The sequence below is a fragment of the Consotaella salsifontis genome (assembly GCF_900167365.1).
In the GTDB taxonomy this organism is placed as follows: Bacteria; Pseudomonadota; Alphaproteobacteria; order Rhizobiales; family Rhizobiaceae; genus Consotaella; species Consotaella salsifontis.
The window spans coordinates 67,939-93,638 of sequence record NZ_FUXL01000009.1 but is presented as its reverse complement, the minus strand read 5'-3'; the positions used below and the strand labels follow the sequence as shown (position 1 = coordinate 93,638).

25 protein-coding genes are annotated in these 25,700 nt (G+C 64.8%); 15 read left to right on the top strand and 10 right to left on the bottom strand.

All coding sequences use genetic code 11. The annotated features are described in order from the left end of the window. Window positions 1-17 precede the first annotated feature (17 nt). The 10 genes from B5D38_RS13860 to B5D38_RS13815 all read left to right on the top strand — a co-directional run bounded on the left by B5D38_RS13860 (window position 18) and on the right by B5D38_RS13815 (window position 10,117). Window positions 18-896 (top strand): SDR family oxidoreductase, encoded by an 879-nt coding sequence (locus B5D38_RS13860; RefSeq protein WP_078709025.1) that lies wholly within the window; start codon window positions 18-20, stop codon window positions 894-896. A 151-nt stretch (window positions 897-1,047) separates the two neighbouring features. Next, the gene (locus B5D38_RS13855) at window positions 1,048-2,058 is read left to right on the top strand and encodes a MurR/RpiR family transcriptional regulator (RefSeq protein WP_245319226.1); all 1,011 of its coding nucleotides are present in this window, start codon (window positions 1,048-1,050) and stop codon (window positions 2,056-2,058) included. A 95-nt stretch (window positions 2,059-2,153) separates the two neighbouring features. Beyond that, window positions 2,154-2,828 (top strand): N-acetylmannosamine-6-phosphate 2-epimerase, encoded by a 675-nt coding sequence (locus tag B5D38_RS13850; protein WP_078709024.1) that lies wholly within the window; start codon window positions 2,154-2,156, stop codon window positions 2,826-2,828. Window positions 2,829-2,846: 18 nt separating this feature from the next. Beyond that, window positions 2,847-3,860, top strand: coding sequence for a Gfo/Idh/MocA family protein (locus tag B5D38_RS13845; RefSeq protein WP_245319225.1), 1,014 nt, complete (start codon window positions 2,847-2,849; stop codon window positions 3,858-3,860). A gap of 93 nt (window positions 3,861-3,953) precedes the next feature. Further along, entirely contained in the window at window positions 3,954-5,246 is a 1,293-nt protein-coding gene (locus B5D38_RS13840; protein WP_078709022.1) for an ABC transporter substrate-binding protein, read from the top strand. A 53-nt stretch (window positions 5,247-5,299) separates the two neighbouring features. Further along, window positions 5,300-6,169 (top strand): carbohydrate ABC transporter permease, encoded by an 870-nt coding sequence (locus tag B5D38_RS13835; RefSeq protein WP_078709021.1) that lies wholly within the window; start codon window positions 5,300-5,302, stop codon window positions 6,167-6,169. After that, on the top strand, window positions 6,169-6,978 hold the full coding sequence (locus tag B5D38_RS13830; RefSeq protein ID WP_078709020.1) for a carbohydrate ABC transporter permease: 810 nt from the start codon (window positions 6,169-6,171) through the stop codon (window positions 6,976-6,978). The genes B5D38_RS13835 and B5D38_RS13830 overlap by 1 nt, the downstream gene beginning before the upstream one ends. A gap of 4 nt (window positions 6,979-6,982) precedes the next feature. Continuing rightward, complete coding sequence (locus B5D38_RS13825; protein ID WP_078709019.1) at window positions 6,983-8,086, top strand: ABC transporter ATP-binding protein; 1,104 nt, start codon at window positions 6,983-6,985, stop codon at window positions 8,084-8,086. Continuing rightward, on the top strand, window positions 8,083-8,946 hold the full coding sequence (locus tag B5D38_RS13820; protein WP_078709018.1) for an ROK family protein: 864 nt from the start codon (window positions 8,083-8,085) through the stop codon (window positions 8,944-8,946). The genes B5D38_RS13825 and B5D38_RS13820 overlap by 4 nt, the downstream gene beginning before the upstream one ends. A gap of 31 nt (window positions 8,947-8,977) precedes the next feature. Continuing rightward, window positions 8,978-10,117: a GNAT family N-acetyltransferase gene (locus tag B5D38_RS13815; protein WP_078709017.1), complete on the top strand. Its 1,140-nt coding sequence runs from the start codon at window positions 8,978-8,980 to the stop codon at window positions 10,115-10,117. A 32-nt stretch (window positions 10,118-10,149) separates the two neighbouring features. On the opposite strand, the gene eutC is transcribed toward B5D38_RS13815, so the two are convergent. The 4 genes from eutC to B5D38_RS13800 all read right to left on the bottom strand — a co-directional run bounded on the left by eutC (window position 10,150) and on the right by B5D38_RS13800 (window position 13,556). Then, window positions 10,150-10,959, bottom strand: a complete 810-nt coding sequence (gene eutC, locus B5D38_RS13810) for an ethanolamine ammonia-lyase subunit EutC (protein ID WP_078709016.1) — start codon at window positions 10,957-10,959, stop codon at window positions 10,150-10,152. 4 nt (window positions 10,960-10,963) lie between these two features. Continuing rightward, entirely contained in the window at window positions 10,964-12,349 is a 1,386-nt protein-coding gene (locus B5D38_RS13805; protein WP_078709015.1) for an ethanolamine ammonia-lyase subunit EutB, read from the bottom strand. Next, window positions 12,346-12,468 (bottom strand): hypothetical protein, encoded by a 123-nt coding sequence (locus B5D38_RS22745; RefSeq protein WP_280949393.1) that lies wholly within the window; start codon window positions 12,466-12,468, stop codon window positions 12,346-12,348. The genes B5D38_RS13805 and B5D38_RS22745 overlap by 4 nt, the downstream gene beginning before the upstream one ends. A 167-nt stretch (window positions 12,469-12,635) precedes the next feature. Continuing rightward, window positions 12,636-13,556, bottom strand: a complete 921-nt coding sequence (locus B5D38_RS13800; RefSeq protein WP_078709014.1) for a LysR family transcriptional regulator — start codon at window positions 13,554-13,556, stop codon at window positions 12,636-12,638. Between the two features lie 398 nt (window positions 13,557-13,954). Here B5D38_RS13800 and dcuC point away from each other — a divergent pair, with 398 nt between their 5' ends. The 3 genes from dcuC to aspA all read left to right on the top strand — a co-directional run bounded on the left by dcuC (window position 13,955) and on the right by aspA (window position 18,193). Continuing rightward, window positions 13,955-15,328, top strand: coding sequence for a C4-dicarboxylate transporter DcuC (gene dcuC, locus B5D38_RS13795; protein WP_078709013.1), 1,374 nt, complete (start codon window positions 13,955-13,957; stop codon window positions 15,326-15,328). Window positions 15,329-15,420: 92 nt separating this feature from the next. Next, the gene (locus tag B5D38_RS13790) at window positions 15,421-16,557 is read left to right on the top strand and encodes a M20 family metallopeptidase (protein WP_078709012.1); all 1,137 of its coding nucleotides are present in this window, start codon (window positions 15,421-15,423) and stop codon (window positions 16,555-16,557) included. Between the two features lie 178 nt (window positions 16,558-16,735). After that, window positions 16,736-18,193, top strand: a complete 1,458-nt coding sequence (gene aspA, locus B5D38_RS13785) for an aspartate ammonia-lyase (RefSeq protein WP_078709011.1) — start codon at window positions 16,736-16,738, stop codon at window positions 18,191-18,193. A gap of 90 nt (window positions 18,194-18,283) precedes the next feature. On the opposite strand, the gene B5D38_RS13780 is transcribed toward aspA, so the two are convergent. The 5 genes from B5D38_RS13780 to deoC all read right to left on the bottom strand — a co-directional run bounded on the left by B5D38_RS13780 (window position 18,284) and on the right by deoC (window position 22,634). Then, the gene (locus tag B5D38_RS13780; protein ID WP_078709010.1) at window positions 18,284-19,186 is read right to left on the bottom strand and encodes a sugar phosphate isomerase/epimerase family protein; all 903 of its coding nucleotides are present in this window, start codon (window positions 19,184-19,186) and stop codon (window positions 18,284-18,286) included. A 31-nt stretch (window positions 19,187-19,217) separates the two neighbouring features. Next, the gene (locus tag B5D38_RS13775; protein WP_078709009.1) at window positions 19,218-20,339 is read right to left on the bottom strand and encodes a Gfo/Idh/MocA family protein; all 1,122 of its coding nucleotides are present in this window, start codon (window positions 20,337-20,339) and stop codon (window positions 19,218-19,220) included. Between the two features lie 98 nt (window positions 20,340-20,437). Next, window positions 20,438-20,938, bottom strand: a complete 501-nt coding sequence (gene rbsD, locus B5D38_RS13770; protein ID WP_078709008.1) for a D-ribose pyranase — start codon at window positions 20,936-20,938, stop codon at window positions 20,438-20,440. Window positions 20,939-20,974: 36 nt separating this feature from the next. Beyond that, window positions 20,975-21,892 (bottom strand): ribokinase, encoded by a 918-nt coding sequence (locus B5D38_RS13765; protein ID WP_078709007.1) that lies wholly within the window; start codon window positions 21,890-21,892, stop codon window positions 20,975-20,977. 40 nt (window positions 21,893-21,932) lie between these two features. Further along, window positions 21,933-22,634, bottom strand: coding sequence for a deoxyribose-phosphate aldolase (gene deoC, locus B5D38_RS13760; protein WP_078709006.1), 702 nt, complete (start codon window positions 22,632-22,634; stop codon window positions 21,933-21,935). Window positions 22,635-23,090: 456 nt separating this feature from the next. Between deoC and B5D38_RS13755 the strand changes: the two genes are divergently transcribed. Next, window positions 23,091-24,374: an MFS transporter gene (locus B5D38_RS13755; RefSeq protein ID WP_078709005.1), complete on the top strand. Its 1,284-nt coding sequence runs from the start codon at window positions 23,091-23,093 to the stop codon at window positions 24,372-24,374. Between the two features lie 95 nt (window positions 24,375-24,469). After that, on the top strand, window positions 24,470-24,823 hold the full coding sequence (locus B5D38_RS13750; RefSeq protein WP_078709004.1) for an L-rhamnose mutarotase: 354 nt from the start codon (window positions 24,470-24,472) through the stop codon (window positions 24,821-24,823). A 33-nt stretch (window positions 24,824-24,856) separates the two neighbouring features. Here B5D38_RS13750 and B5D38_RS13745 read toward each other — a convergent pair whose 3' ends face one another. Beyond that, window positions 24,857-25,630, bottom strand: a complete 774-nt coding sequence (locus B5D38_RS13745; protein WP_207552952.1) for a FadR/GntR family transcriptional regulator — start codon at window positions 25,628-25,630, stop codon at window positions 24,857-24,859. Window positions 25,631-25,700 lie beyond the last annotated feature (70 nt).

Genomic DNA, 25,700 nt, shown 5'->3' with positions numbered 1-25,700 from the left:
ACCAAGGAGGCAATCAAATGACCATTCTCGTGATCGGCGCGACCGGCCGTGTCGGGCGCCACGTCGTCGACCAGCTCGTCTCTCGCGGCGCCGCCGTGCGCGTCCTCACCCGCGATCCGTCCAAGGCGAATTTTCCGGCGGGCGTGGAGGTGGCGCAAGGCGAGCTCCTGGACCTCGACGCGCTGCGCAGGGCCTTCACCGGCATCAGAACGCTGTTTCTCCTGAACGCCGTGTCGGGCGACGAATACACCCAGGCCATCATCACCCTCAACGTCGCTCGCGACGCCGGGGTGGAGCGGGTGGTCTACCAGTCGGTTCTGCACGCCGACCGCTCCGTGAACGTGCCCCACTTCGCCGTGAAGCTCGGCGCGGAAAGGATGCTGGAGATGATGGACTTCAGCGCCACCATCCTGCGCCCGTCCTACTTCATCGACAACGAGGCGATGATCAAGGACGTGGTGCTCGAGCACGGGGTCTATCCGATGCCGATCGGCAGCAAGGGCGTCGCGATGGTCGATGCACGCGATATCGCCGAGGTCGCCGCCATCGAATTGATCCGGCGCGACCAGGCGCCGGGCAAGCTCCCGATCGAGACGATCAACCTCGTCGGTCCCGATACGCTGACCGGCGAGGACGTGGCGAACATCTGGTCGCAGGTTCTCGGCCGGCCCATCGCCTATGGCGGCGACGACCCCAGCGGGTTCGAGCAGACCATGGCGGGCTTCATGCCGAAATGGATGGCGTACGAGATGCGTCTGATGGCCGAACGGTATGTCAGCGACGGCATGTTGCCCGAGCCGGGTGATGTCGAACGGCTTACGGCGATGCTCGGCCGGCCGCTTCACTCCTATCGCGAGTTTGCGGCGGCAGCAGCGCCCGCCCCGCGGCCGGCATGAACGAAAGCCGGCGAGCGCGGAGCATCCATGCTTTCGCGCTCACGGCCATCGGGGATCGTCCGATGCTCCTCGACGGGCGGCGGCGCCCGCCCGTTCCCTTCTCGTCCCGCTTGAGCATGATCGCGCTGCGACGTGGACGCGCAGGATGGCAATGCCCGCTGTCGTCATGGTAGCGTTCCTCTTCATCCGGGCACATCCAGGCGCCATGAAGAAGCGAAGTCCTCTCCCGCCCCGCACGCCGGCCCATCGGGCCGATGGCCGGCTTGCCGGGAAGATGGGCCGCATGTACGGCGTGGAGGCCCAACCGCTTCAGGACCACGCCGTGGACGTCCATTCGCAGCCTCCCCTCATCGCGCGCATCCGCTCCCATGCGCCCACCATGACGCGCGCCCTCGAGCGGGTCGCCTCCTTCGTCCTCGCCGATCCCCACGCGGTTCTCTACAAGAGCATCACGGAGCTGGCGGACGAGGCCGAGTCCTCCGAAGCGAGCGTGATCCGCTTCTGCCGGGAGCTCGGGTATCACGGATTTCAGAACTTCAAGCTGGCGCTCGCCCATGAGCTGGCGACGCTCCAGCAGCCCGCGCCGAGCGGCACCCCCGGCGACATCGTCCAGGAACTCGTCGAAACCGCCCAGACCGCGCTTCAGGAAACGGAACGCCTGCTCGACCGTAAGACCATCGAGGCGGTGTCCGCGCTTCTCATGTCGGCGCGCCATGTCGAGATCTTCGGCGTGGCGGCCTCCGCGATCACCGCGCAATACCTGGAATACAAGCTCTCCCGCCTCGGCATCCATGCCCACAGCCCGCGCGACGCCCATCTGGCCACGATGACCTCCGTCTCCGCGTCGGCCGACGACCTCTATATCCTGATCTCGAGCTCGGGATCGACCATCGACACCTTGCGCGTGGCCGAGAGCGCCCACGGGCGGGGCGCCCGGCTGGTGGCGATCACCAACCGAACGAAGAGCCCGCTGGCGGCGATCTGCGATTTCAAGCTTCTTGCCTCTTCGCCCGAGACGCCGCTGACAGGCGGGGCGTTTCCCTCCAAGATCAGCCAGCTCCTCATCGTGGATGCCCTGGCGAACACCATCACCAAGCTGGATCCAGGACGACTGAAGACGATCAAGGAAACCGCCGAAAGCGTCAGCGACCGCAACATCTGAAGGAAAGTTCTGAAGATAATTTTCAGACGAAGAAACTTATTGACGGATTTCGTCACAGCGCATACCGTCGTGTCATTCAGGGAGACGCGGCGTTCATGGACATCCTGGAAAGTTTGAGGGGCAGGCTCGTCGTATCCTGTCAGGCGGCCGAAACCAGCCCCCTCCACGCCACACAGCATATCGTCGCGCTCGCCCGCGCCGCCGTTCAAGGCGGCGCCCATGGCGTCAGGATCGAGGGCGTGCGCAATGTCGAGGCCGTCCGTCAGGCCGTGGAGGTGCCGATCATCGGCATCACGAAGATCGCCCAGACCGGCTCCGACGTCTACATCACCCCGACGCTGGACGATGTGCGCAGCATCGCGGCGGTGGGCGCCGACATCGTCGCCTTCGACGCGACCAGCCGGACCCGCCCCGTGCCCGTTGCCGAGATCGCCCGTGAGATCGCCCGGCTCGACAAGATCAGCATGGCCGACATCAGCACGCTGGAGGAGGCCCGGCAGGCCATCGCGGCCGGGGCGAACCTCGTCGGCACCACGCTCTCCGGCTATACGCCCTATACGGTCGATGCGCCCGCGCCCGATTTTGCGCTGATGAGCGCTCTTGCGGCGGAGAATATTCCCTTCGTCGCCGAGGGGCGGATCTGGGAGCCGGGCGAGGCGCTGCGCGCCCTCGAGATCGGCGCCCGCTTCGTCGTCATCGGCTCCGCCATCACGCGTCCGGACGAGATTACGCGGCGTTTCGCCGACGCCATCGCCGGCGCCGCGCGCTGAGAACTGGAGGTTGGAGTGATGAGGACAATCAAGGTCGCCGTCATCGGCGCGGGTTTCATGGGCTCGATGCACGCCTCGATCTTCGCCGGCGATCCTCGGGCCGAGCTGGTGGCCGTGGTCGATCGGGATACGGCGCGGGCGAAGGCGGTCGCCGACGGCCTTGGCGGCGGCGTTCGCGTCTACGGATCGCATGAAGAGCTGCTCGCCAATGAGACGCTCGACCTCGTCAGCATCTGCACGCCGGACCATCTGCATCTGGAGCCCGCTTTGGCGATCGCCGCCAAGGGTATCAATCTCTTCGTCGAAAAGCCGATCGCGTCGACGCTGGAGGAAGGCCGCAAGATCGTGGCCGCCTGCCAGGCGAGCGGTGTGAAGCTCGGCGTCGGCTATCTGCTGCGCTTCGATCCCCGCTACTATAAGGCGCGCGAGCTGATCGAGACCGGCAAGATCGGCACGCCCATTCACGTCTATGCCCGTCGCAACAGCGCCCGCACGGAGGGGCCGAAGCGCTACGCCGGCACCTTGCCGCTCGCCATGCACGTCACCGTCCACGACGTCGACATGGTGCTGTGGATGTTGAAGGGGCAGACGCCGGTCACCGCCTATGCGCAGCAGACCGAGATCCTGCTCGGCGAGATGGGCACCCAGGATACGCTGGCCGGCGTCGTGCGCTTTTCCGGCGGCACCGTCGTGACGTTCGAGAGCGCATGGTCGCTGCCGGCGGGCGCCCGCCACATGATCGACGCACGGCTTGAAATGATCGGCACGGAGGGCTCGTTCGAGGTTCAGTGTGGCGACAGCGGCCTCTACTTCGCCGACAACCAGACCTCGCGCGAGATCGACACGCAGCACTGGCCCGAGATGGGCGGCAAGGTGGGCGGCGATCTGCGCATCGAGCTTTCCAGCGTTCTCGATTGGATCGGCGGCGCCGATTGCCATGTGGCGACCGGCGAGGAGGCGCTCCTTTCGCTGGAATTGACGCAGGCGCTGGTTCGCTCGGCCGACACCGGCGAGGTTCAGCGGTTCTCGTGATCCGCGAAAAAGGAGTTCAGGCAGACGCGGCGCCCGGCGCCGCTGGCGTAGGCAACCGGCTCGTAGGCGAGCGACATCAAGAAGGGGAATGACATGAAAAGGCGTGACTTCATCGCACTTGCCCTCGCATTATCCTCGTCCGTGGCGATGCCGGCTTTTGCCGAGGATGCGGCCCAGCCCTACAAGGGAGCCCACCTGGCCGTTCTCATGGAGGGCCATCCGACCACCGACGGCATCCAGGCGCTGCTGCCGGAATTCACCAAGGCGACAGGCATAGAGGTCGATCTCGAGGTCGTGCCGGAATCCGACATCACCGCCAAGATGCTGCTCGAGTTCTCCTCCGGCTCCGGCCGCTATGACGTGGTCCAGAACAACATCATCTACATTCCGGGCTTCGTTCAGGCCGGCTACATCGTGCCCCTCGACGATCTGGCGGCCAAGCTGCCCGACAATTACGATAAGGCCGACTTCGTGCCGGGCTACCTCAACACCAGCATCGTCGACGGCAAGCTCTACGGCCTGCCGGTCTATGGCGAGAGCACCTTCCTCATGTACCGGAAGGATCTCTTCGAGGAATACGGCCTGACGCCGCCCAAGACCTTCACCGAGGTGGCCGAGGCGGCCAAGACCATCAAGGAGAAGTCGAACGGCGAAATCGCGGGCATCACCATGCGCGGCGCCCAGGGGATCCAGAACGTCTATGTCTGGGCGGGCTGGCTGTGGGGCTATGGCGGTCAGTTCATCACCGAGGACGGCAAGTCCGCGCTCGGCTCCGACGAGGCGGCGGCCTCGCTCGACGCCTACGCCAGGGTGCTGCGCGACTATGGCCCGGTCGGCGTCGCGAATTTCGGCTGGGAGGAGAACCGCGTCCTCTTCCAGCAGGGCAAGGCGGGCATGACGATGGACGCCACGGTCAACGGCGCGTTCAACGAGGACCCATCGATCTCCTCCGTCGTCGGCAAGGTCGGCTATACCCCGGTGCCGGTCGAAACCGACAAGTTGAAGGGCGGTTCCTCCTCGCTCGCCGTTCACAGCCTCTACATCGCCGAGGCCTCGCAGCAGAAGGAAGCGGCCTGGCTCTTCGCCTCCTGGGCAACGGCCAAGGAGCAGCAGATCAAGTCCTTCGGCATCGCGCCGAATTCGGGCGTCACCTCGCAGGCGGCGCTGAATTCCGAGGAGTTCAACAAGCGTTACGGCGCCTTCAAGGATGCCATGCTCGCCTCGATCGCGCGGGGCAATCCGCAGTATCTGCCGACCGTCGAGGCCGCCAACGAGATCATCAACAACGCTGGCATCGCCGTCTCCAAGGCGCTTGCCGGATCGGCCTCCGCCAAGGATGCCCTGGCCGAGGCCAACGCGGCCAACGACGCGGCCCTCAGCCGATGACAACGAGGCCATGCCCGATCCGGCGGGCATGGCCTTTCGACAGAGAGGGCGGCATGCACGACACGACACGATATTTCTATCGGCCGGTTGTCCTGTTGTTCGGGGCGATCTCAGCGGTCCTCACGCTCTACGTGGTGTGGCTGACCCTGCACAACATCAGCCTTCTGCGGCCAGGCCGGGAAAGCTTCATCGGTCTCGACAACTATCTGCGCCTCCTCACCGACGGTCGCGCCATCAACGCACTCGGGCGCACGGTCTTGTTCACGGTCGCGGCGACCGCCGCCGAGCTCGTCATCGGCCTCGCGATCTCCCTGCTGGTCGATCGCGACTTCAGGGGCAAGCGCATCGTGCGCGCCATCCTGCTCGTTCCGATCGTCATGACGCCGGTGGTCGTCGGCCTCACCTGGCGCTTCCTGCTCAATCCGACCAACGGCATGATGAACTACGCGCTGTCGATCGTCGGCCTTGGGCCGGTCGATTGGCTGGGCGACCCCAATGTGGCGCTGTTCTCGCTGCTTCTTGCCGACATCTGGCAGTGGACGCCCTTCGTCGTGCTCCTCGCCATGGCCTCGCTCGAATCCCTGCCGGAGGACCCGCAGAACGCCGCCCGCGTCGACGGCGCGCGGGAATGGCAGGTGCTCTGGCACATCACGCTTCCGGCCTTGAAGCGCGCGCTCTTGGTGGTCGCCTTGATCCGCGCCATCGACGCGGTCAAGGCCTTCGACATCTTCTACATCATGACGCGCGGCGGCCCGGCGCTCTCCACCGAGACGCTCAACCTCTACGGCTACATCTCCGCCTTCACCAATTTCGACATCTCGTACTCGCTGACGATCGCCATGGTGCTGACCATTCTGACGAATGTCGCCCTGCTTCTCCTTTACAACCTCGCCTTCAGGGCGCCGAAGCAAGGACAGGCCTGATGCGCCGGATCGCGTTCTGGATCGCCCTCGCCATCCTCCTCCTCTGCGTGCTTTTCCCGCTCTACTGGGTTGTGGCGACATCACTGAAGATCCAGCGCGACGCCTTCGCCATGCCGCCGGTCTGGTTGTTCTCGCCGACCTGGGAGAACTATGCGAAGGTCTTGAGCAACGGCGTCTTCATCCGCGCCTTCCTCAACAGCGTGATCATATCCCTGTCGGCAAGCGTGATCTCGGTCGGGGTGGGGGCCCTCGTCGCCTACGGACTGGTCGCGCAGGACGAGGCGATCAAGCGCCAGAACGAGAAGTTCGTCCTGAGCCTGCGCATCGCGCCGCCGCTCATCTTCATCATCCCGACCTATTTCCTTGCGGCGCAGATGAAGCTGCTCAACAACCACTGGATCATCATCGGCGTCTACGCCTTCGTGAACATCCCCTTCGCGATCTCCCTGCTCATTACGTTCTTCGAGGACATTCCGCGCGAACTGCGGGACGCGGCGAAGGTCGACGGCGCGCGCGAATTCACCATTTTCCGCGAGATCTTCCTGCCCGTGGCGCTCGGCGGCATCGTCGCCACCTTCATCCTGTGCGTGCTCTTCACCTGGAACGAATTCTTCATCGCGCTGGTGCTGACGGGCCGCGACACGCAGACCCTGCCGGTCAGCATCACCTCCTTCCTCACGTTCCAAGGCGTGCAATGGGGGCCGCTGATGGCGGCGGCGACGCTGGTGATGTTGCCCATGCTGGTTCTGGGAATGCTCGTTCAGGGCCAGGTCGTGCGCGGCATGTCGCTCGGCAGCATCAAGGGGTGACATCATGACGGACAAAGGCAAACGCTCCCTCCTGCTGAAAGGCATCCGCAAGTCCTATGGCGCCGTGCCCGTGCTGAAGGGCATCGACATCGCGGTGGAGGAGGGCGCCTTCATCGTTCTCCTCGGGCCGTCGGGGTGCGGAAAGTCGACGCTGCTCCACGCTATTGCGGGGCTTCACCCGATCGACGAGGGGCTGATCGAGATCGACGGGCGGGATGTGACGAGCGTGCCGACGCGCGAGCGGGACGTGGCCATGGTCTTCCAGTCCTACGCGCTCTATCCCAACATGACGGTCGGCGAGAACATCGCCTTCCCGCTGAGGATGCGGGGCGTCGGCGCGGCGGAAAAGGAAGGCAAGGTGGCCGAGGTCGCGCGTCTTCTGCAGATCGAGCCGCTTCTGGACCGCAAGCCGCGCGCGCTTTCCGGCGGCCAGCGCCAACGCGTCGCCATCGGCCGGGCCCTGGTGCGGGACCCGAAGGTCTTTCTCTTCGACGAGCCGCTGTCCAACCTCGACGCCACGCTGCGCGTCGAGACGCGGGCCGAAATCAAGCAGCTCCACGAGCGCATCGGCAAGACGATGATCTACGTCACTCATGACCAGATCGAGGCGATGACGCTGGCCACGAAGATCGTCGTGATGAACAAGGGCGAGGTGCAGCAGATCGGCAGCCCCTACGAGATCTATCACCGTCCGGCCAATCTCTTCGTCGCCAAGTTCGTCGGCTCGCCGGCCATGCATTTCCTTCCCGGCGCGCTCAGCCGCGAGGATGGCAGGCTGATCTTCGACGACGGCAAGGGCTGGCGCCAGGAACTGGCCCTTTCAGGAGCGGCAGGCGTTGGCGGCGAGGTTTTGCTCGGTATCCGGCCGGAGCACATCAGACCGGCGCGCGACGGCCAACCCGCCATCGAGGCGCGGGTCGAGATGGTGGAATCGACCGGGCCGGAAGACAACGTGACGCTATCGCTGCACGGTCACGCGCTGGTCGCGCGCATGGAAACCGGCAGCGTCCGGCAAGGGGAAGTCGTGCCCGTGACCATCGCGACCGACAAGGTCTCGCTGTTCGATGCCGCGAGCGGCCGGATGATCGGCACGGAGGCCGTTCGATGATGGGAGGCGCCGGGGTTCTCGCCATCGATCTTGGCGGCACCAAGACGTTGGTGGCACTCGTCGAAGGCTCCGCCGTGGTGGGCGAAGCGACGGTTCCAACGGAACGGGGCGACGGCCCGGACCGCTGGCTGCAGGCCGTCTTCGATGCGGCAGCGCCGTGGCGCGGGCGGTTTTCCGGCGTCGGGCTCGCGGTCACGGGCTTCGTGCGCGACGGATGCTGGTCGGCGATGAACCCGGCGACGCTTGGAATTCCGTCGAATTATCCCCTCCTGCATCAGGTCGAAGCGCTGTTCTCGCTGCCCGCCATGGCGGTCAACGACGCGCAGGCCGCGGCCTGGGGCGAGCACGTGCTGGGAGCGGGCGAGGGCGAGGACCTCGTGTTCCTGACCATATCGACCGGGGTCGGCGGCGGCATCGTCTCGAATGGCCGTCTTCTGGGAGGGCTCGCCGGCCATTTCGGGCTGCTGGCCGGCGAAGAGGACGATACGTTCCTGGAGGAACGGGTGTCGGGGCGCTGGATGGCTGCCGAAGCCGCGCGCCGGGGTCACGCGGCGGACGCGCGCGAGGTTTTCGCGCAGGCGTCCTCGGGCGAGGCATGGGCAAGGGAAATCGTTTCGGCCTCCGCCGGGCGCGTCGCCCGACTCTGCCGCAACATTCAGCTCGCGCTCGATCCGCCTCGCATCGTGCTGGGCGGCGGGATCGGTTTGGCGGATGGCTTCATCGACGCGGTGAGCGCCCTGATGCCGCCGCTCGGCGCCGTCCCTCCGGTGGCGCTCTGCCGCGCCCGGCTGGGCGTGCGGGCCGGCATTCTCGGCGTGGGCGATCTTGCGCGCGCCGCCTTTTCGGCGCCAGCCCGATAGGCCGCGCCCGTAACCGGGGGAGGAATACGCCATGATGGTTCGACCGGCGACGGAGGCGGACCTGCCGTTCATCGTCGATGCCTATCGGCTCGCCTTCGCCTTTGGCGAGGCGCGGACCCGCCGCTATGTCGAGACGACGGGCCTCGACTGCTTCCGCATCCTCGAAACTGGGGGACAGCGGGCGGCGGCGTTGGCGATCATCGCCTGCGGCCACTGGTTCGGCGGACGGATCGTCCCGGCGGCGAACATCGCCCATGTCGCGATCCAGCCCGAGTTTCGCGGCACGGGCCTTACCGGAGATCTGCTTGAACTGTCCTGCGAGGAGGCTCGCAAAGGTGGCGCCTCCATCGTCAGCCTCTTTGCCTCGACGCGTCCGGTCTACCGCCGGGCCGGCTTCGGCCTCGCCGGCGTCGAATCCGTCTACGAGGCCGAGACGGCGGAACTCTACAAGGTTCGCCAGGAGGTTCGCTGCCGGCGTGTGCCCCTGACCGAGGCGCGGGCGGCGCTGGAGCCTATTCACCAACGCGCGTGCCTCCATGAATCCGGCGTCCTCGCCCGCCATGATGCCCATTGGAATTCGCACCTCGACGAGGGCAGGGGCGAGCCCCACGTCTTCGTCTTCGGCGACGAGGAAGGCTATGCGATCATCGACACGTCCGATTCCGGACGCGTGGAGCTGCGCGACTGGACGGCGCTGAACGGAGCGGCGGCGCGCCAGATCCTCAAATTCATCGGCACGTTCTCCACCGTTTACCCGAAAGTGCGTTGGCACGGCGCGCCCCATGACGCCCTTGTCTTCGCCATGCCGGACAAGGGATGGGCGCTGGTCCACCAGGAGGAGTTCCTGATGAAGATCCTCGACCCGGAGGCGGCCTTGAGCGCGCGCGGCTATGCCTGCGCGGATGCCGCTCTGACGCTGGCGATCGAGGGGGAGCGACGTCGTCTCCTGCGCCTTTCCATTCAGGCTGGGCGAGGAAACTGCACGACGGGCGAGGAGCATGGCGCGGCCGATCTGACCATCGCGCAATCCCAGTTGCCGGCACTGTTTTCAGGGTTCCGCTCGGCGACCTTTCTGCGACGCGCCGGCCTCGCTTCCGGCTCGGACGACGCGGTTGCCATGGCCGAGCGCATCTTCAGCGGCCCGCCTCCGTGGGTCGGGGAGCATTTCTGAACGACGACGCCGAAGGGCCGCTGGCGCGATGATCAGGCGTTGCCCTCATCTGCCGTGAGTGAGACGGAAGCCGAGCCTTCGCGCTCCAGCGCGGCCTGAAGGCCGACGCCGCTGAGGCCCGCCTTGATCATGCCGGCGCATAGGTCGGCGATCGACGCGGCTGCCCGCTCGATCGTGAGGCCGCCCTCGCGGATATTGGAAAGGCAGTTGCGACGGGAATCCGGCGTGCCGGGTTCGGGCGCGAAAGTCAGATAGGCGCCGAGACTGTCGGCGGCAGATAGCCCCGGCCGTTCGCCGATCAGTATCACCACGACCTTCGCGCCGAGAGCCTTGCCGATTGGATCGCCCAGCGCGACGCGGGCGCGCTCGGCGAGAATGATCGGCGCGAGCGTCATCCCGCGGGCCTTCAGGCGCTCGGCGAGAGCGGTCGCGAGCGGGGCCGCGTTGAAGTCGACGGCGGTCGCCGACAAGCCGTCGCCGATAACGATCGTAATGTCGGGCGCAACTTTGAAAGAGCCAGCGAGCCGGTCGAGCGCCTCGGCTCCCTCCGCGCACAATTGGCGGCCGAGATCGGGCCGGCGGACATAGATCTGCCTGTCTGCCGCAGCGCTGGCGACCGGGAGGCTGGGAAGCTCCGAAGCGTTCAGCGCGGCGGAAATTCGAGTCCAATCGACTTCCGACCAGACGGCGGCCCGCGCACGGGCATGATCGAGAAGGAAGGTCTGCTCGGCCTTCGTCGGAAGGGCCGCGCCAGGTCGCCCGAGCGCGATGCGCGCCTCGGTCAGCTCGCGGAACGCTCCGATATCGAAGCGCCTTGGCCGTGCGACGTCCTCCTTGCTCATTTCATCAGTTCCAGAGGCGCGACGCGCCGAGGGTTTCGAGGAAGGCGTCCGGCGACGCGACCAGGCGCCCTTCCTGATCCGTCAGTCCGACCCGATCGAGCCAAGCGGCGAATTCCGGAGCCGGCCTCAGGCCCAGCGTCTGCCGCGCGAAGACGACGTCCTGATGCGAGAGCGACTGATAGTTGAGCATGACATCGTCGGCGCCCGGTACCGTGATGACGAAGTTGACGCCGGCCGCGCAGAGCAGCGTCAGCAGCACGTCCATGTCGTTCTGGTCGGCGTCGGCGTGGTTGGTATAGCAGACGTCGACGCCCATCGGCAGGCCGAGCAGTTTGCCGCAGAAATGATCCTCCAACCCTGCGCGGATGATCTGGCGGCCGTCGAACAGATACTCCGGCCCGATGAAGCCGACGACGGTGTTGACGAGAAGCGGGCGGAAGGCACGCGCCACCGCATAGGTGCGTGCCTCCATCGTCTGCTGGTCGACGCCGAAATGCGCATCGGCCGAAAGGGCAGCACCCTGACCCGTCTCGAAATACATGAGATTGTCGCCGATCGTCCCGCGTTTGGCGGCGCGCGCCGCCTCGTGCGCCTCCTCGAGCAGGGCAAGGTCGATGCCGAAGCCGCGATTGGCCTTCTCGGAACCGGCGATGGACTGGAAGACGAGATCGACCGGCGCGCCACGCTCCAGCGCCTTCAAGGCCACGGTGACATGGCCGAGGCAACAGGTCTGGGTCGGGATGTCGAGCCGGCTTCGCAGCTCGTCGAGCAGGCGGACGATGCGGATGTAGTCGTCGAGCGTGTCGGTCGCGGGGTTGACGCCGATCACCGCGTCGCCGGAGCCCATCAAAAGGCCGTCTATGGCTGAGAGCGCGATGCCGGCGGAATCGTCGGTCGGATGGTTGGGCTGGTTGCGGGCCGAAAGATGGCCCTTCAGGCCGATGGTCGAGCGGAAGCGCGTCACCACCTGGCGCTTGGCCGCCACCGCGATCAGGTCCTTCACCCGCATGATCTTGGAGACGGCGGCGACCATCTCCGGCGTCAGGCCGAAGGTCACGGATTCCAGCGCCTCGTCGTCGGCGTCGAACAGCAGCCACTCGCGAAACTCACCGACGGTGAGCGAGGCGACAGGCGCGAAGGCGGCCTCGTCATGCTGGTCGGCGATGAGACGGGACACCTCGTCCGTCTCGGACGGGATCAGCTCCTCGGCGAGAAAGGTCTTCAAGGGAAGGTCGGCGAGGGCCATCTGCGCGGCGAGGCGCTCGACCGGCCCTTCGGCGGCCAGGCCGGCGAGCTGGTCGCCCGAGCGCTCGGGACTCGCCTTGGCCAGCAAGGTCTTCAGATCGTCGAAGCGAAAGCGCGTGCCCTCGATCGTCGTGCTGTAGCTCATGGGTATTTCGCCTGCGCGAGCGTATCGAGCGCGGCGCGATGGAGCGCGGGGCTCGTCGTGGCCAACACCCGGCCATGGGACGAAAGGGTAAGGGGGCGTCCCGTCCAGTCGGTGTTCATTCCGCCGGCTCCTTCCACCACGGCACCATCGCCATCGAGACACAGGGCTCCAGCCCGCATTCGAGGATGATATCGCAATAGCCGGAGGCGGACAGGTCAAAAAGTAAGGCGGTCGCCGTCGAAACGGCGAGGGCGGAACCCGTCCACCTGCACCCTTCCGGCGCGGATCAGTCGCGCGCGACCATCTCAATTGATCCGGGCATCACGCATTCGGCGACACGCTCCCACAGCACGTCGACAAGCGCGTCCACGACCGGATCTGGATCGTCGTTGCAGTGGCGAATGACGCCGAAGGCCACCCATCGCGCCGGATGCAGCGGCCGGGTGGTAACAAGCGCCGGATCCATCGCCAGTACGCTCAGCCGGTCGATGATGGCGAGGCCGGCGCCATGGGCAACTAGATGCTGGGTGATCTGCGAGGTGCCCGCGAGAAGCTCGCGTTCGATCTGAATACCGCTCGCGTCGAACATCGCATCGGTCTGACGCCGCAGCAGCATTCCAGGGAAATTCTGCACCAGCGTTTCGTCTGCCAGCTCAGCGAGCGTGACGACTTCCTTGTCGGCAAAGGGATGATCCTTCGGCATCAGCACCTCCAGAACCGCGCGAACCAGCGGGGTGCTCTGCGCGGCCCAGTGCGAAACCGGCACGTTGCCGAAGCACAGGTCATACTCGCGGCCGTTGATCCAGCTTTCCAGGTCGCGGTGGGAGCGCACGTCCAGCGACATCTTCACGTCCGGGCGCTGGCGGGAGAAGCGCGCCACTGCCGGTGCGACCACCGAAAGCGATGTGCGCGGCATCGTGACCATCCGCAGGCGCTTGGGCCGGTGGGCGCGAATCTCGTCCGCGATTCTCGGAATCTCCGTCAGTGCGGCGAGGATGCGACGCGCCTCGCGATTGAACGTCGCTCCTTCCTCGGTGAGGTAAAGCCTCTGCTTTTCGCGCTTGAACAGCGTCAGGCGCAATTCCGCCTCCAGGAGCGCGATCAGGCGGCTAACAGCAGGTTGCCCCAGATTCATCGATCGGGCCGCCGCGCTGACCGAGCCTTCCAACACGACCGCGTTGAATGCCTGCAGGGCCTTGATGTTCATGAGGTGCGCACCGTCAATGCAAGATCATCATAAATTTCGATAATCCCATATAGGGTATGCATTATCAACATAGAAGCGTTTCAACTATGGTCCTTGTCAACGGCGGTCGATCGGTTGAGGGGCCGCCGAACAGGCGCAGCGAGGCTTTTCAGAAAGTACATCGTATAGATCTATTGTTTTAAAAATATATAATTCAATTATTTATAATAACGAACGCCTGACGAGGCGGGTAAGCTTCCGATCGGCGCCTGGAAGCGGGAAATCTCGATAGATCAGGCTGATCTTATAAAGCCGCGCTGATGGGCCGGGCTCCTCGCGCTGGATGCTGTCGGTCAACGTAACGGCAATGAAATCTAGATCGGATGTAATTTTCTAGACGGAGGGGAGAAGAGTATATTATGCTAGGTTTTCTGGTGGGGTTCGCGGTTACGATAGCGGTGGCCTGGCTCATCATAAGAAACTATCAGCCGCACACCGTACTTATTGTCGCGGGGCTGCTGCTGCTGGGTCTCACCCTCGTCATTTCCCCGGAAACATCGATCCTTTTCGGAAAGTCTGATTCGACGGGGCTGGCCTTCTTTGACATCTTCAACTACGCCAGCGAGAACCTGTCCGTCAGGACGGCCGGCCTTGGCATGATCATCATGGCGGCTGGCGGCTTCTCGAAGTACATGGACAAGATTGGCGCGACCGATGCCATGGTTGACATCGCGATCCGCCCTCTGAAGTTGCTCAACGCGCCCTATGTGGTTCTGGCGCTGGGATATGGCGTCGGACAGGTCCTCAATATCTTCATTCCAAGCGCGGCCGGACTTGCCATGCTCCTGCTGGCAACCTTCTTCCCCACTTTGGTTCGTCTCGGCGTCAGTCGCGCGGCCGCCGCCGCGATGATCGGCACGACGGCCATGCTCGATCTCGGTCCGGCCTCCGGCAACGTCAATCTCGCGGCCAAGACCGCCGGGCTCGATGTTTCGGTCTATTTCGTCCAATATCAGCTTCCGGTCAGCATCGCCGTCATTCTGGTGGTCATGGTCCTGACCTATGTCAGCGGCCGCTATTTCGACGGTCGCCGCGGACACGTCGTCGAGGCAGAGGCTCTCCATGCGGGTGCCGATGAAAATGACGGGGGATCGCGAGCACCGACCTACTATGCCCTGCTGCCCATGGTGCCGCTGACGCTGATCCTGGTCTTCAGCAAGCTTTTGGTCAGCTCCATTAAGCTCGACGTCGTCACGGCCATGCTGATCGGCGTGCTGCTGGCCTTCGTGTTCGAACTCATCCGCCATCGCAATGGCCAGAAGGTGTTCAAGGGCTTCATGGCCTTCTTCGACGGCATGGGCCACATGTTCGGCCGCATCGTGTCGTTGATCATCTGCGCGGAGGTCTTTGCATCAGGCCTGAAGACCATCGGCATGGTCGGCTTCCTGATCGACACTGCGCAAAACGCCGGCTTGGGCGTTACCGCGATGACCCTGGTCATGTGCCTCATCGTCATCGTCGTGACGGTCATCGTCGGCTCCGGCAACGCGGCCTTCTTCTCATTCGGACATCTGGCGCCCAATGTCGCCGCCGGCTTCGGCGCCGCTCCCGTGTCGATGCTGCTGCCGATGCAGCTGACGGCCGGGCTGGCCCGCTCGATGTCTCCCGTCGCCGGCGTGATCATCGCTGTGAGCGACGCCGGTGAATGCACACCGTTCGAGATCGTTCGCCGGACCGTCCTGCCGGTCATGGGCGGGATCGTCACCGTCCTGCTTTTCGCCGTGTTCGCCTGAGGACGAAACGCGTTCGATACCAGGCACGGGCGGCCTTGGATCCGCCCGTGCATCATCGTCAATCGAGACGTGATACTGAAAAGGCGTTTTCAATGGCTCTCCGCCCACTTGATATCCAGGGCTACCTCAAGGACCTGGAATTCATCGTCAACATCGACAGCGGCAGTCGTGACCGGGAAGGCGTTGCCAAGGTCGCCGAGTTCTTCAAGCGGCGCTTCAGCGCGATTGGCTGGCAGGTCCGGGAGAGGATCGTCGAGCCGTCGCTCGGCCCTTGCCTGGAAGTTCTGAGCCCTGGTTGCGCGGATCATTACGATATTCTGCTTCTCGGACACCTCGACACGGTCTTCCCGAAGGGAACCGCCAAGGCGCGACCGTTCAGAACCGAAGGCGACCGGGCATTTGGCCCTGGCGTCATGGACATGAAGTCCGGCAGCCTCTATGCGCTTCATCTGGCCGAGGCTCTTTCGCAGGCCGGCGGCACCATTCCCTCCATCTGCATTGCCCTCAACAGCCATGAGGAGATCGGCTCGGTCCATGCCCGCCCGTGGCTCGAGGAAATCGGTGCCAAAAGCCGCTACGCGCTGGTGCTCGAACCCGCTCGTGCGAACGGAAACCTCGTCAACCAGCGCAAGGGAAGCTGCCGCTACGCGATTTCCTTCCACGGCAAGGCCGCTCATTCCGGCGTCGATCCTGAGAAGGGCGCGAGCGCGATCGAGGAATTGGCTCATTGGGTGGTCGCCCTGCATGGACTGACCGATCTGCAAAAGGGGCTGAACCTCAATGCGGGCCTCGTGTCCGGCGGAACGGCGGTCAATGCTATCGCCGACAAGGCGGAAATGGCGCTGGACGTCAGGCTGGTGTCGCTCGATCAGGCCGAACTGGTCCAGGCCACGCTCGACGAGATGGTCCGCCGCCCCTTTGTCGCCGGCGTCACGGCCAGCGTCTCCGGCGGGCTGACCCGGCCGCCGATGAACCCGACGGAGGAAACCATGGCCCTTTGTGCCAAGGTCGATGCCATCGCCGCACGCCTCGGGGTGAAGATCGGGTGGCAGGCGACGGGCGGCGGCTCGGACGGCGCCTTCACCGCCGCGCTGGGCATCCCGACGCTCGACGGCATGGGGCCGATCGGCGGCGCGGCCCATAGCGAGGCGGAGTATCTCGAATTGGACAGCCTCGCACCGAGGTTCTCGGTTTTGGCTGAACTGGTCCACGAACTGACCGGCCGTTGATGTCTTTCGGCGGGAGCGTACCCGTCGTTGTTGCTGCCGGGGCAAACGGGAACTGCTTATCCAGGTGCGTCGGCCGCCCCGGCACTCGACCAGGATCATTACTGCCGTGACCGCCACCGATCGTTCGAATGAAGAACACGCGGGTCCTGTCGGACCGAGACCCGCGAAGGAGAAAATCATGTCTGGTTCAGGGTTTCGTACCGAGCACGACTTGCTGGGTGACATGCCTGTTCGAGCCGATGCCTATTTCGGCGTCCACACCGCGCGCGCGGTTGAGAACTTTCCGATCACCGGCATCACGATGAAAACCTATCCCGACTTCATCGTGGCCCTTGCCGCGATCAAGCAGGCGGCGGCGCTCACCAATCAACGCCTCGGCCTCATCGATGCCGAGCGAGCCCGCGCCATCGCCCAGGCCGCGACTGAGATCCGGCAGGGCGCCCTGCACGACCATTTCGTCGTCGACGTCATCCAGGGCGGTGCCGGCACTTCTGCCAACATGAACGCCAACGAGGTCATCGCCAACCGCGCGCTCGAACTGCTCGGCCGGCAGCGTGGTGAATACGCGCATCTTCATCCCATAGAACACGTCAACATGAGCCAGAGCACGAACGACGTGTACCCGACGGCGATCAAGCTGGCGCTGCACGGGCTGATCGGGCGTCTCGTCGAGGCGATGGGCGAGCTGCGTCTGGCGTTCGAGGCGAAGGCGGACGAATTCTCCGACGTGCTCAAGATGGGGCGCACTCAGCTCCAGGACGCGGTGCCGATGACGCTCGGGCAGGAGTTCCGCACCTATGCCGTCATGCTCGGCGAGGATCAGGAGCGGCTGCGCGAGGCATCGGCGCTGGTCAGCGAAATCAATCTCGGCGCCACCGCCATCGGCACGGGCATTACCGCTCATCCCGACTATGCCGCTGAAGTCTGCGCCACGCTTTCAAGGATCACGGGCGTCTCGCTCAGTACGGCGGGGAACCTGATCGAGGCAACCCAGGACTGCGGCGCTTTCGTTCAGCTCTCGGGGGTTTTGAAAAGAGTTGCCGTCAAGCTCTCGAAGACCTGTAACGACTTGAGGCTTCTCTCCTCGGGCCCGCGCGCCGGACTCGGGGAGATCAACCTGCCGCCGCGCCAGGCGGGGTCCAGCATCATGCCGGGCAAGGTCAATCCGGTGATCCCGGAAGTCGTCAACCAGGTGGCCTTCGAGGTGATCGGCAATGACGCCACCGTGACCTTCGCGGCCGAGGCGGGCCAGCTCCAGCTCAACGCCTTCGAGCCGGTGATCGCCTACAGCCTGTTCAAGAGCCTCACGCACCTCAGCGCCGCCTGCGATACCTTGCGCGAGCGCTGCGTCGTCGGCATCACCGCCAACCGCGAGCATCTGCGCCGCACCGTCGAGAACTCCATCGGCATCGTCACGGCGCTCAACCCCTATATCGGCTATACCAACGCCACGGCGGTGGCCAAACACGCGCTGGCAAGCGGGCTCAGCGTCTATGATGTGGTGCTGACGATGGGGCTACTGACGCGCGAGCGTCTCGACGAGATCCTCCAGCCCGACGAACTGACACGGCCTCACGCCTTCGTGCTCCACGCCCATGCGGAGACGGTCCCGGCCGCGACGTCCGCCGCTGAGTAGCCGCGTCGGAAAACACGAGGGCCGCAGCGTCTTGCCGTGCCCGGTGCTTCGGCGTCGGGCACGGCCGCTGTCGGAGGGCGCGGCTCCTCGTCAGGCGCCGATCTTGACCAGCGTATCGTCAACGAAGGCCTTGGCGCGCGGAACATCGTCCTCGTCGAGATGCTCGATGATCAGCGGAATGTTCGGATGAAGCCGGCTGAGACGCTTGAGATAGAGCTCGTAGTTCAGGACGCCGAGGCCGGCGGCCGGAAGCTCGACGGCGCCGGCGCCGCGGAAGGTGTTGGCTTCCGGCCCCTCGATCTCGACATGCTTCTCGCCCTGGTCCTCCGCCCGCTTGCAGTCCTTGGCATGGGCGATCTTGATACGTTCTCCGAGCGCGTCGAACATCTCGTTGATGGTGGCCTCGACATTGTCGATGTTGGTGCCGTCGAAATAGTTCGTCGGGTCCATCAGCAGGCCGAGGCCCGGATGCGGCAGGTCGGCGAACAGGCGCAGGACCTCCTTCACCGAGCCGACGACGTTGTTGACGTAGTTCTCGACCAGGAAGATCGCCCCATGGTCGTAGGCCTCCTGCGCAAGGCCGGCGATGACGTCGAGTGCTTCCTGGTAGCCCTCCGGCGTCTTGTTGCGCGGATGGTCGACCCAGTCGCTCTCGGTGTTGAACGTGCCCGTCTCTGAGATGACGTAGGGCGTGCCGAGATCGCGGGCGCTGCGGATGATCTCCGTCAGATAGCCGACCCGCCGCTCGCGTTCGGCGCGATCGGGGTGGACGATGTTGGTGTAGCCCGAGATTGCGCAGATCGGCAGATTGGCGCGGCGGAAGGTATCGCGCACCTTGTGGCATTTCTGCCGCGTGACATTACCCGGCGTGAAGTCGAGGTCCTTGAAGGACAGGTCCAACTGGACCGTGCTGAAGCCGTGCCCCCTGACCTTGTCGATTACGGTGGCGAGGTCGTAGGGGAAATATCCGCTGAAGATTCCGACCGGTATCATTGTCTCTCTCCCACTTTTTCGTTGAGTTTGATCAGGCCAGCATGTCCCGGACGATCTCGCCGAGACCCACCGTTCGCTCCTCGGCGATCGAGCGGTAGCAGGCCTCCACACAGGCAAGCGTCGTCAGGTTGTCGCGACCCGAAATCTCGGGCGTCGTGCCGCTTTCGACCGCTCGCAGCAGCTGCGCCATGGTTCCGACGAAGGCGTCGGGAAACCACACCTTGTCCCAGCTCGGGCTGATCCAGCCGCGCCGCATGAGATTCGAGGTGAAGGTGAGGGTGCTCGGCGTGCGGATCGGATATCTGGGCCAGCCGATGGTGCCTTGCGCCAGGCCCTCCGTGCCGACGACCCGCCACTTGATATAGATGTCGGGTTCGCTCTCGCCGCCCGGCCAGGCCCAGACGTCGTCAAGGCTCGTGGCCATGAAGTCGTCGGCATATTTGAAGGTGTATTGCGAGATGCCGTCGATATGCCTGAACCGCGTCCGCGGATCGGACCGGGTGATCGCCGTGACCTTTTCGGGATCGCCGAAGAGATAGCGGAAGGCGTCGATGTGGTGGATGCCCATGTTGAGGATTTCCACCCGGTCGTAGACGCGCCAGAAATCCTGCCAGTGCGGGATCGCCCGCATCTCGATCGTCGCCAGCACACGCTCGCCGAGAGCGCCCTGGTCCAGCAGGGACTTGAGCCCCCGGATCGACTGGTCGTAGCGCATGTTTGAATTGACGGCGAGCGTGATGCCGGCGCGCTCGCAAAGCTCTACCATCTCACGGGCACCGGCGAGCGTCATCGCCATCGGCTTCTGGCAGAGAATGCCGCGTATGTGGCCGGCTTCCTTGGCCGCCTCGCGCACCACCTCGAGCTGCGCATCCGGCGGCAGCGCGATGTCGAGAATCTCGATGTCGCGGTCCCTGACCAAATCTTGCCAACTGTCGTGAACCTTCCCGATGCCGTGACGCTCGGCTACGGCGGCCGCGTTGTCGCGGGTGCGCGAGGCGATCGCTACCGGGTTGAAGCCCGCTTCCCGGTAGGCGACGAGATGGCAGTCGCGCATGATGAAGCCGGAACCGATGCAGCCGATGCGCGCGTCCTTGCGCTCCGGCAGAACCGGGTCGATCGCGAGATTCAGTCCCGCGAAGGGATTGCCAAACATGACGTCCTCCCTGTCATGGTTGTCGATGGTCGATTTTTGGCGTTCCGGCGCTCCGGCGCCGGAACGGCTGTCGTCGTAAGGCGGCGTCTCCCCCCCCCTCAGGCGAGAGCGGGAACGACCTTCTCCGTCATCAGGCGGCGCCGCTCCTCATAGGCAGGCAGCACCTTGGTATTGGACTCGGGGCTGAACCAGGCGAAGGGATCGGTGCTGGCGATGAGCGCGATGTTGGCCCACGGATTGAACGATCCCGAACGGATGATCACCTTGGCACGCTTCGCATAGTCGGCACACAGCTCCTCGTGCGTCGTGCCTTTGAAGACGGCCCCGGCGCCGGTGTAGATCTCCTGGAGGTTGGCGTAGAGGTCGGGATTGCGGTCGCGCACCTCCGTCGCGAAGTGGACCTCCTCCACGAAAATCTCCTGGCGCAGCACGCGCAGGATGTCGCAGATGTCCGGCAGGCCCTCGTAGAAGCCGAGATCGATGCGGTTGGCACCGGCGGGAATTGGAAAGCCCGCGTCGGTGACGAGCACGATGTCCGTATGGCCGAGCGTCGCCAGGGCGCGCGCCAGCTCAGGGTGAAGAATGCGGTTTGGTCTCACGACGTGATCCTCCTCATGTCGCCTCGCCTGCCTGTCTCAGGCGGATTCCTTCAAAAAGCGCTCGACCTCCGCCCGCGTGTGATACGAGGGCACCGTCTCCCAGCGGGTGCAGCAGAGGGCCGCTACCGCCGATGCGAAGCGGGCGGCATCGGGCAATGCCCGTCCCTCGGCGAGGGCGACGGCGAGCGCGGCGTTGAAGCTGTCGCCGGCGCCGTTACTGTCGACATGGTCGACCTTGAAGGCCGGCAGGGTCAGAGTTTTCTGCCCGTCATGAACGAGAACGCCATCCTCGCCGCGCGTCATGACAACGGCGCCGCAGCCGGTCTTCATCAGTTCGGCGGCGATTTCGGCGTTGTCTCTCGGATCGTCCGGCGAAAGACCGAGCGCGACGCGCGCCTCGGTTTCGTTCGGCGTCAGAATATCGACCATGGAAAGGTCCTGGCCGATCAGGGGCAGCGCCGGGGCGGGATTGAGAATGGCCGTCGCGCCCTTCGCGCGGGCGGCAGAAAGGCCGTACAGCGCGGTATCGAGCGGAATTTCAAGCTGGGCGAGCGCCACTTTGGGCGCGGCGAGCCCGCCAAGCGCGCGATCGACATCGGCACGACCGAAAAGGGCATTCGCGCCCATGTCGACGACGATGATGTTGCGGGCCGCCTCGTCCTTGATGATGAAGCCGGCACCCGTGGGCTGTTCGCCCGTCACCCTGAGCCCGGCGATGCCGATGCCCTCGGCCTTCATGAGTGCGATGAATTCGTGGCCGAAGGCGTCGTCGCCGACGACGCCGACGAATTCCGTGGCGCAGCCGAGCCGGGCCGCCTGCACCGCCATATCCGAGCCCTTGCCGCCGAAAGTCTGGCGAAAATCCTTGCCGAGCAAGGTCTCGCCGATCGTCGGAATGCGCGCGGCGGTCATCACCAGCGCCTTGGCATAGCTCCCGAAAACAAGCACTGACATCGTTGATCCTCCCGACGAACGATGATTGCGAAAGATCGCGTCAATAGGCGTTCGGATTGCCTTCGATGCCGTCGACGATGGCCGGACCCGAACTCGTGCCGACCAACTCGGCGCCGGCTTCGAACAGCGCCTTCATCTTCTCGCGCGTGTTGACCTTGCCCGACACCTTGACCTTGCACGGCGCGGTGATGTTTGCCTTGAGAATTTTGACGTCCTCGACGGTGGCCTCGCAGCCGCCTTTGCCCCAGCCACTCGACTGCTTCACCCAGTCGATGCCGGCCTCGCTGGCAAAGCGGGCCGCCTTGGCCTTGAGATCAGGCGTGGTGATGTAGCCGAACTCCAGCATGGCCTTGAGTACCATGCCTTCTTCGTGAGCGACCCGCGTCACTTCACGCAGCTCGGCGGCGTATTCCTTTTCCTCGCCGCCCAGCAGCAGACCGGGATTGGGCGGAAAGTCGAACTGGTCCGCGCCCTCCTTGGCGAGCAGCCGGACCACCGCGAGCTTCATCTCCAACGTGTCGTTGGCCATGGGGAAGTTGACGGTCGAGGCGACCTTGACTCCAGTTCCCTTGAGCTCTGCCTTGGCGAGCCGCACCCAGCAGGGCGGCACCATCGCGGCGTCGAACCCGTACTCCGCACAGGTTTTGACGTGCGCGAGCAGCCCCTCGCGGGTCAGATCCGGATTAACGTTGGTGTACTGGATGGCCTTGGCGACCTGCGCGCGATCCGAAAAATCGATCATCGCCGCCTCTCCCTCTTGTTTCGATTGGTGGGATCGTACGGCCGCTCGCCGGTGCGGAGGATAGCGTGGCTTCTCAAAAGTATGGACAGGATTCTCATCGCGGTCGGGCGGGAATGGCATGAAGGCGGGGCTCACGGCGAAGTCACCGACAAGAGGTTCGTCGGCGCGCCTTGGGTTCTTTGCCGTGCAGCCGGACGGCCAAGGAAGCCGTGCCGGGCAGGGGGGCGCGATGATCCACCTCAACCGTTCGCTGGCGAGCAGGCGATTTCCGCCGAGGTCTCTTCATCCCCCGAGAGGAGGAGAGGAAAATGACGCCTCCTCGCATTTTTCCGGCTCTGCGACGGCGCCGCATATCTTCGTTAGGGGCAATGCGGAGCGGTTTGCCGCAGCGCCCTCTCTTGCACTTCGCTCAAAATTGGTAATACATATTATATATTACTAACGGAGGAGTGAGGGATGTCCATTCCCAACATAACCAGCGACGCCTTGCGCTATGAGGAGGCCGACACGCCCTTCGTCAGCGGGCGGCGCCGGTGGACGCTGCTGGTTTCCCTGCTGATCAACAATTTCGTGCTCCTGGCCCTCTATTGCGGGGTTCTCGGCGTTCTGCTGCCCAATCAGATCGCCGCGCTGGACCCGGAGAACAAGGCCGCCAACCTCGCCATTCTGTTCGCGATCACCTCGGTCTTCTCGACGCTCACGACGCCCATCGCCGGCGCCCTCTCCGATCGGACGCGCAGCCGCTGGGGGCGGCGGTCGCCCTGGATCGCCTTCGGCGCACTGGTCGGCGCGGCCGCGCTCTTCGGCGTGTCGTTCATGACGACGCTGGTGTCGATCACCGTCATCTGGGTGATGGCGACGGTGGCGCTCAACTCCATGCAGCCGGCCTTGACGACCGTGGTGGCGGACCGTTTCGCCATCAGCTCACGCGGCATCGCCGGCGGCTTCGTGGGAGCCGGCATGACGGCGGGCGTCGCGGCAGGACCCTTCATCGCCGGACGCTTGGCCAACCAGATGGTGGCCGCCTACGGCCTCTTCGCGGCCGCCATCGCCGTCACTTGCGTCGCCTTCGTGCTGATCAACCGCGAGGCGCCGTCGCTGGACGCCAAGCGCGAGAAGTTCGACTTCGTCAGCTTTTTGAACGGCTTCTGGAAGCCTTTGACCTCGCATGACTTCGCCTGGGCCTTCGCCGGGCGCTTCGTCATCTACATGGGCTATCAGGCCATCGCCACGTACCTGCTCTACATCCTGCAGGACTACATCAAGCTGTCCAACGAAGAGGCGAACATCACCATCGGCAATCTTGCCAGCTTGACCTTCGTCTTCGTCGTCATCGCTTCGCTCGGCGGGGGCTATCTCTCCGACTGGATGAAGCGGCGCAAACCCTTCGTCTTCTTCGCCAGCCTGTTCATGACGGCCGCCATGGTCGTGCCGCTTTGGATGCCGACCGTGGAGGGCATGTACATCTATGCCGCGCTCATCGGCATCGGGTACGGCGCCTTCATGTCCATCGACCTGGCGCTGATGACGCAGGTCCTGCCGAAGACCGACGAAGACAATGCCGGCAAGGATCTCGGCGTCCTGACGACGGCCATCAACATTCCGCAGATCATCAGCCCGCCGATGGCCGCCATTCTCCTGAGCATGTTCGACCACGACTACCGGGTGCTCTTCATCGTCGCCGTGATCTTCGTCGGCCTGGGCTCCTTCTTCGTACTGCCGATCCGCTCGGTCAAATGAGCGAAGCGGCTCGCGGGCGGTGGTGCCCGCGAGCCGCTTGCCGCGCAGTGGCGGTTTCGCGCACCGCCGCATCACTGGCATTATGGGAGAACCTCATGGGCACCGTCCGCAAGTGCTTCGCCGTCGACATTCACGACGATCCCGAACTCATCGCCCGCTACCGCGAATGGCATCGGCCGGGTGGACCGCCGGCGGCCGTGACCGCCGCCATTCGCGCCGATGATATCCGCGCCCTGGAGATTTATCTCGTCGGTGACCGCATGTTCATGCTCATGGAGCAGGGCGACAGGTTCGACGCGGTCGCCAAGTCGAAGAGCGATGCGGAGAACGCCGAGGTCCGCGCCTGGGACGCTCTGATGAGAAGTTTCCAGAAGGCGTTGCCCTTCGCGCCCAAGGGCTCGACCTGGGTGGAGATGGAGCGCATCTACTCCCTTTCCGAGCAGCCTTGACCGGGCGCGATGACAGAATCCGCGGGCGGGCCGCTACGCCGGCGGTGCATCCGCAGGCTTCTCCCCGGTTCTGCGATGATGCCAGGATATTTCGATGTGGTGGCGCATCTCCCGCGCCGCCTCCGCACTGTCGCGGCGGCAGATCGCCGCGACGATGGCCTCGTGGGCGCGATGGGTCTGGGTGATGTCGGTCGGGGTCGGCCGCCCGTTATACTCGCGGCTGGTCAGGGCCTGGCCCTGGATGCCGTTGATGATCGCGCGGCCCAGCTCGTTTCCCGACACGGCCATGATGAAGTTGTGGAGTTCAACGTCGGCGCGACTGTAGGCGGCCGGATCGCCTCGCAGTTTTTCCATGTTGCCGAGCATCGATTTCATTCTTTCGATGTCGTCGTCGCTGATCCGCGCCGCCGCCTTGGCCGCCATCGCGCATTCGAGCAGCAGGCGGATCTCGATCAGGTTGTCGAGATAGGAGATGCCGTCATCGCGATGGAACAGCGCTCTAAGAACGATCGAATCCAGGAGGTTCCAGTGGGACTTGTCCTGAACGATGGTGCCGCGCCCCTGCTGGCTGACGATCAGCCCTTTTTCCGCAAGCGTGGTCGACACTTCGCGAATGACCGTGCGGCTGACCTTGTACATTTCGCACAGGACGGCTTCGGTCGGCAGCGAGGTTCCTGCCGGATAGACTTCGGTGACGATCGCCATCGTCAGATGCTCGACGACGGCTTCCGCGAGGCGCCCGCGCCGCGCGAACACGATTGGCCGGGTCAATCCGGGCACGACCGACGGTTCCTGTGGATCACTCAACCGCGTCATCTCCTGTCGGCGCCGTTCATGCCCGCGTCCGGTGCTTGCGAGGGCTCGCAAGCCACCGGGG

Bases quoted from the DNA above. Each gene is read 5' to 3' on its own strand.
- B5D38_RS13860 (WP_078709025.1), top strand. From the start codon at position 18: ATGACCATTCTCGTGATCGGCGCGACCGGCCGTGTCGGGCGCCACGTC.
- B5D38_RS13855 (WP_245319226.1), top strand. From the start codon at position 1,048: ATGCCCGCTGTCGTCATGGTAGCGTTCCTCTTCATCCGGGCACATCCA.
- B5D38_RS13850 (WP_078709024.1), top strand. From the start codon at position 2,154: ATGGACATCCTGGAAAGTTTGAGGGGCAGGCTCGTCGTATCCTGTCAG.
- B5D38_RS13845 (WP_245319225.1), top strand. From the start codon at position 2,847: ATGAGGACAATCAAGGTCGCCGTCATCGGCGCGGGTTTCATGGGCTCG.
- B5D38_RS13840 (WP_078709022.1), top strand. From the start codon at position 3,954: ATGAAAAGGCGTGACTTCATCGCACTTGCCCTCGCATTATCCTCGTCC.
- B5D38_RS13835 (WP_078709021.1), top strand. From the start codon at position 5,300: ATGCACGACACGACACGATATTTCTATCGGCCGGTTGTCCTGTTGTTC.
- B5D38_RS13830 (WP_078709020.1), top strand. From the start codon at position 6,169: ATGCGCCGGATCGCGTTCTGGATCGCCCTCGCCATCCTCCTCCTCTGC.
- B5D38_RS13825 (WP_078709019.1), top strand. From the start codon at position 6,983: ATGACGGACAAAGGCAAACGCTCCCTCCTGCTGAAAGGCATCCGCAAG.
- B5D38_RS13820 (WP_078709018.1), top strand. From the start codon at position 8,083: ATGATGGGAGGCGCCGGGGTTCTCGCCATCGATCTTGGCGGCACCAAG.
- B5D38_RS13815 (WP_078709017.1), top strand. From the start codon at position 8,978: ATGATGGTTCGACCGGCGACGGAGGCGGACCTGCCGTTCATCGTCGAT.
- eutC (WP_078709016.1), bottom strand. From the start codon at position 10,959: ATGAGCAAGGAGGACGTCGCACGGCCAAGGCGCTTCGATATCGGAGCG.
- B5D38_RS13805 (WP_078709015.1), bottom strand. From the start codon at position 12,349: ATGAGCTACAGCACGACGATCGAGGGCACGCGCTTTCGCTTCGACGAT.
- B5D38_RS22745 (WP_280949393.1), bottom strand. From the start codon at position 12,468: ATGAACACCGACTGGACGGGACGCCCCCTTACCCTTTCGTCCCATGGC.
- B5D38_RS13800 (WP_078709014.1), bottom strand. From the start codon at position 13,556: ATGAACATCAAGGCCCTGCAGGCATTCAACGCGGTCGTGTTGGAAGGC.
- dcuC (WP_078709013.1), top strand. From the start codon at position 13,955: ATGCTAGGTTTTCTGGTGGGGTTCGCGGTTACGATAGCGGTGGCCTGG.
- B5D38_RS13790 (WP_078709012.1), top strand. From the start codon at position 15,421: ATGGCTCTCCGCCCACTTGATATCCAGGGCTACCTCAAGGACCTGGAA.
- aspA (WP_078709011.1), top strand. From the start codon at position 16,736: ATGTCTGGTTCAGGGTTTCGTACCGAGCACGACTTGCTGGGTGACATG.
- B5D38_RS13780 (WP_078709010.1), bottom strand. From the start codon at position 19,186: ATGATACCGGTCGGAATCTTCAGCGGATATTTCCCCTACGACCTCGCC.
- B5D38_RS13775 (WP_078709009.1), bottom strand. From the start codon at position 20,339: ATGTTTGGCAATCCCTTCGCGGGACTGAATCTCGCGATCGACCCGGTT.
- B5D38_RS13765 (WP_078709007.1), bottom strand. From the start codon at position 21,892: ATGTCAGTGCTTGTTTTCGGGAGCTATGCCAAGGCGCTGGTGATGACC.
- deoC (WP_078709006.1), bottom strand. From the start codon at position 22,634: ATGATCGATTTTTCGGATCGCGCGCAGGTCGCCAAGGCCATCCAGTAC.
- B5D38_RS13755 (WP_078709005.1), top strand. From the start codon at position 23,091: ATGTCCATTCCCAACATAACCAGCGACGCCTTGCGCTATGAGGAGGCC.
- B5D38_RS13750 (WP_078709004.1), top strand. From the start codon at position 24,470: ATGGGCACCGTCCGCAAGTGCTTCGCCGTCGACATTCACGACGATCCC.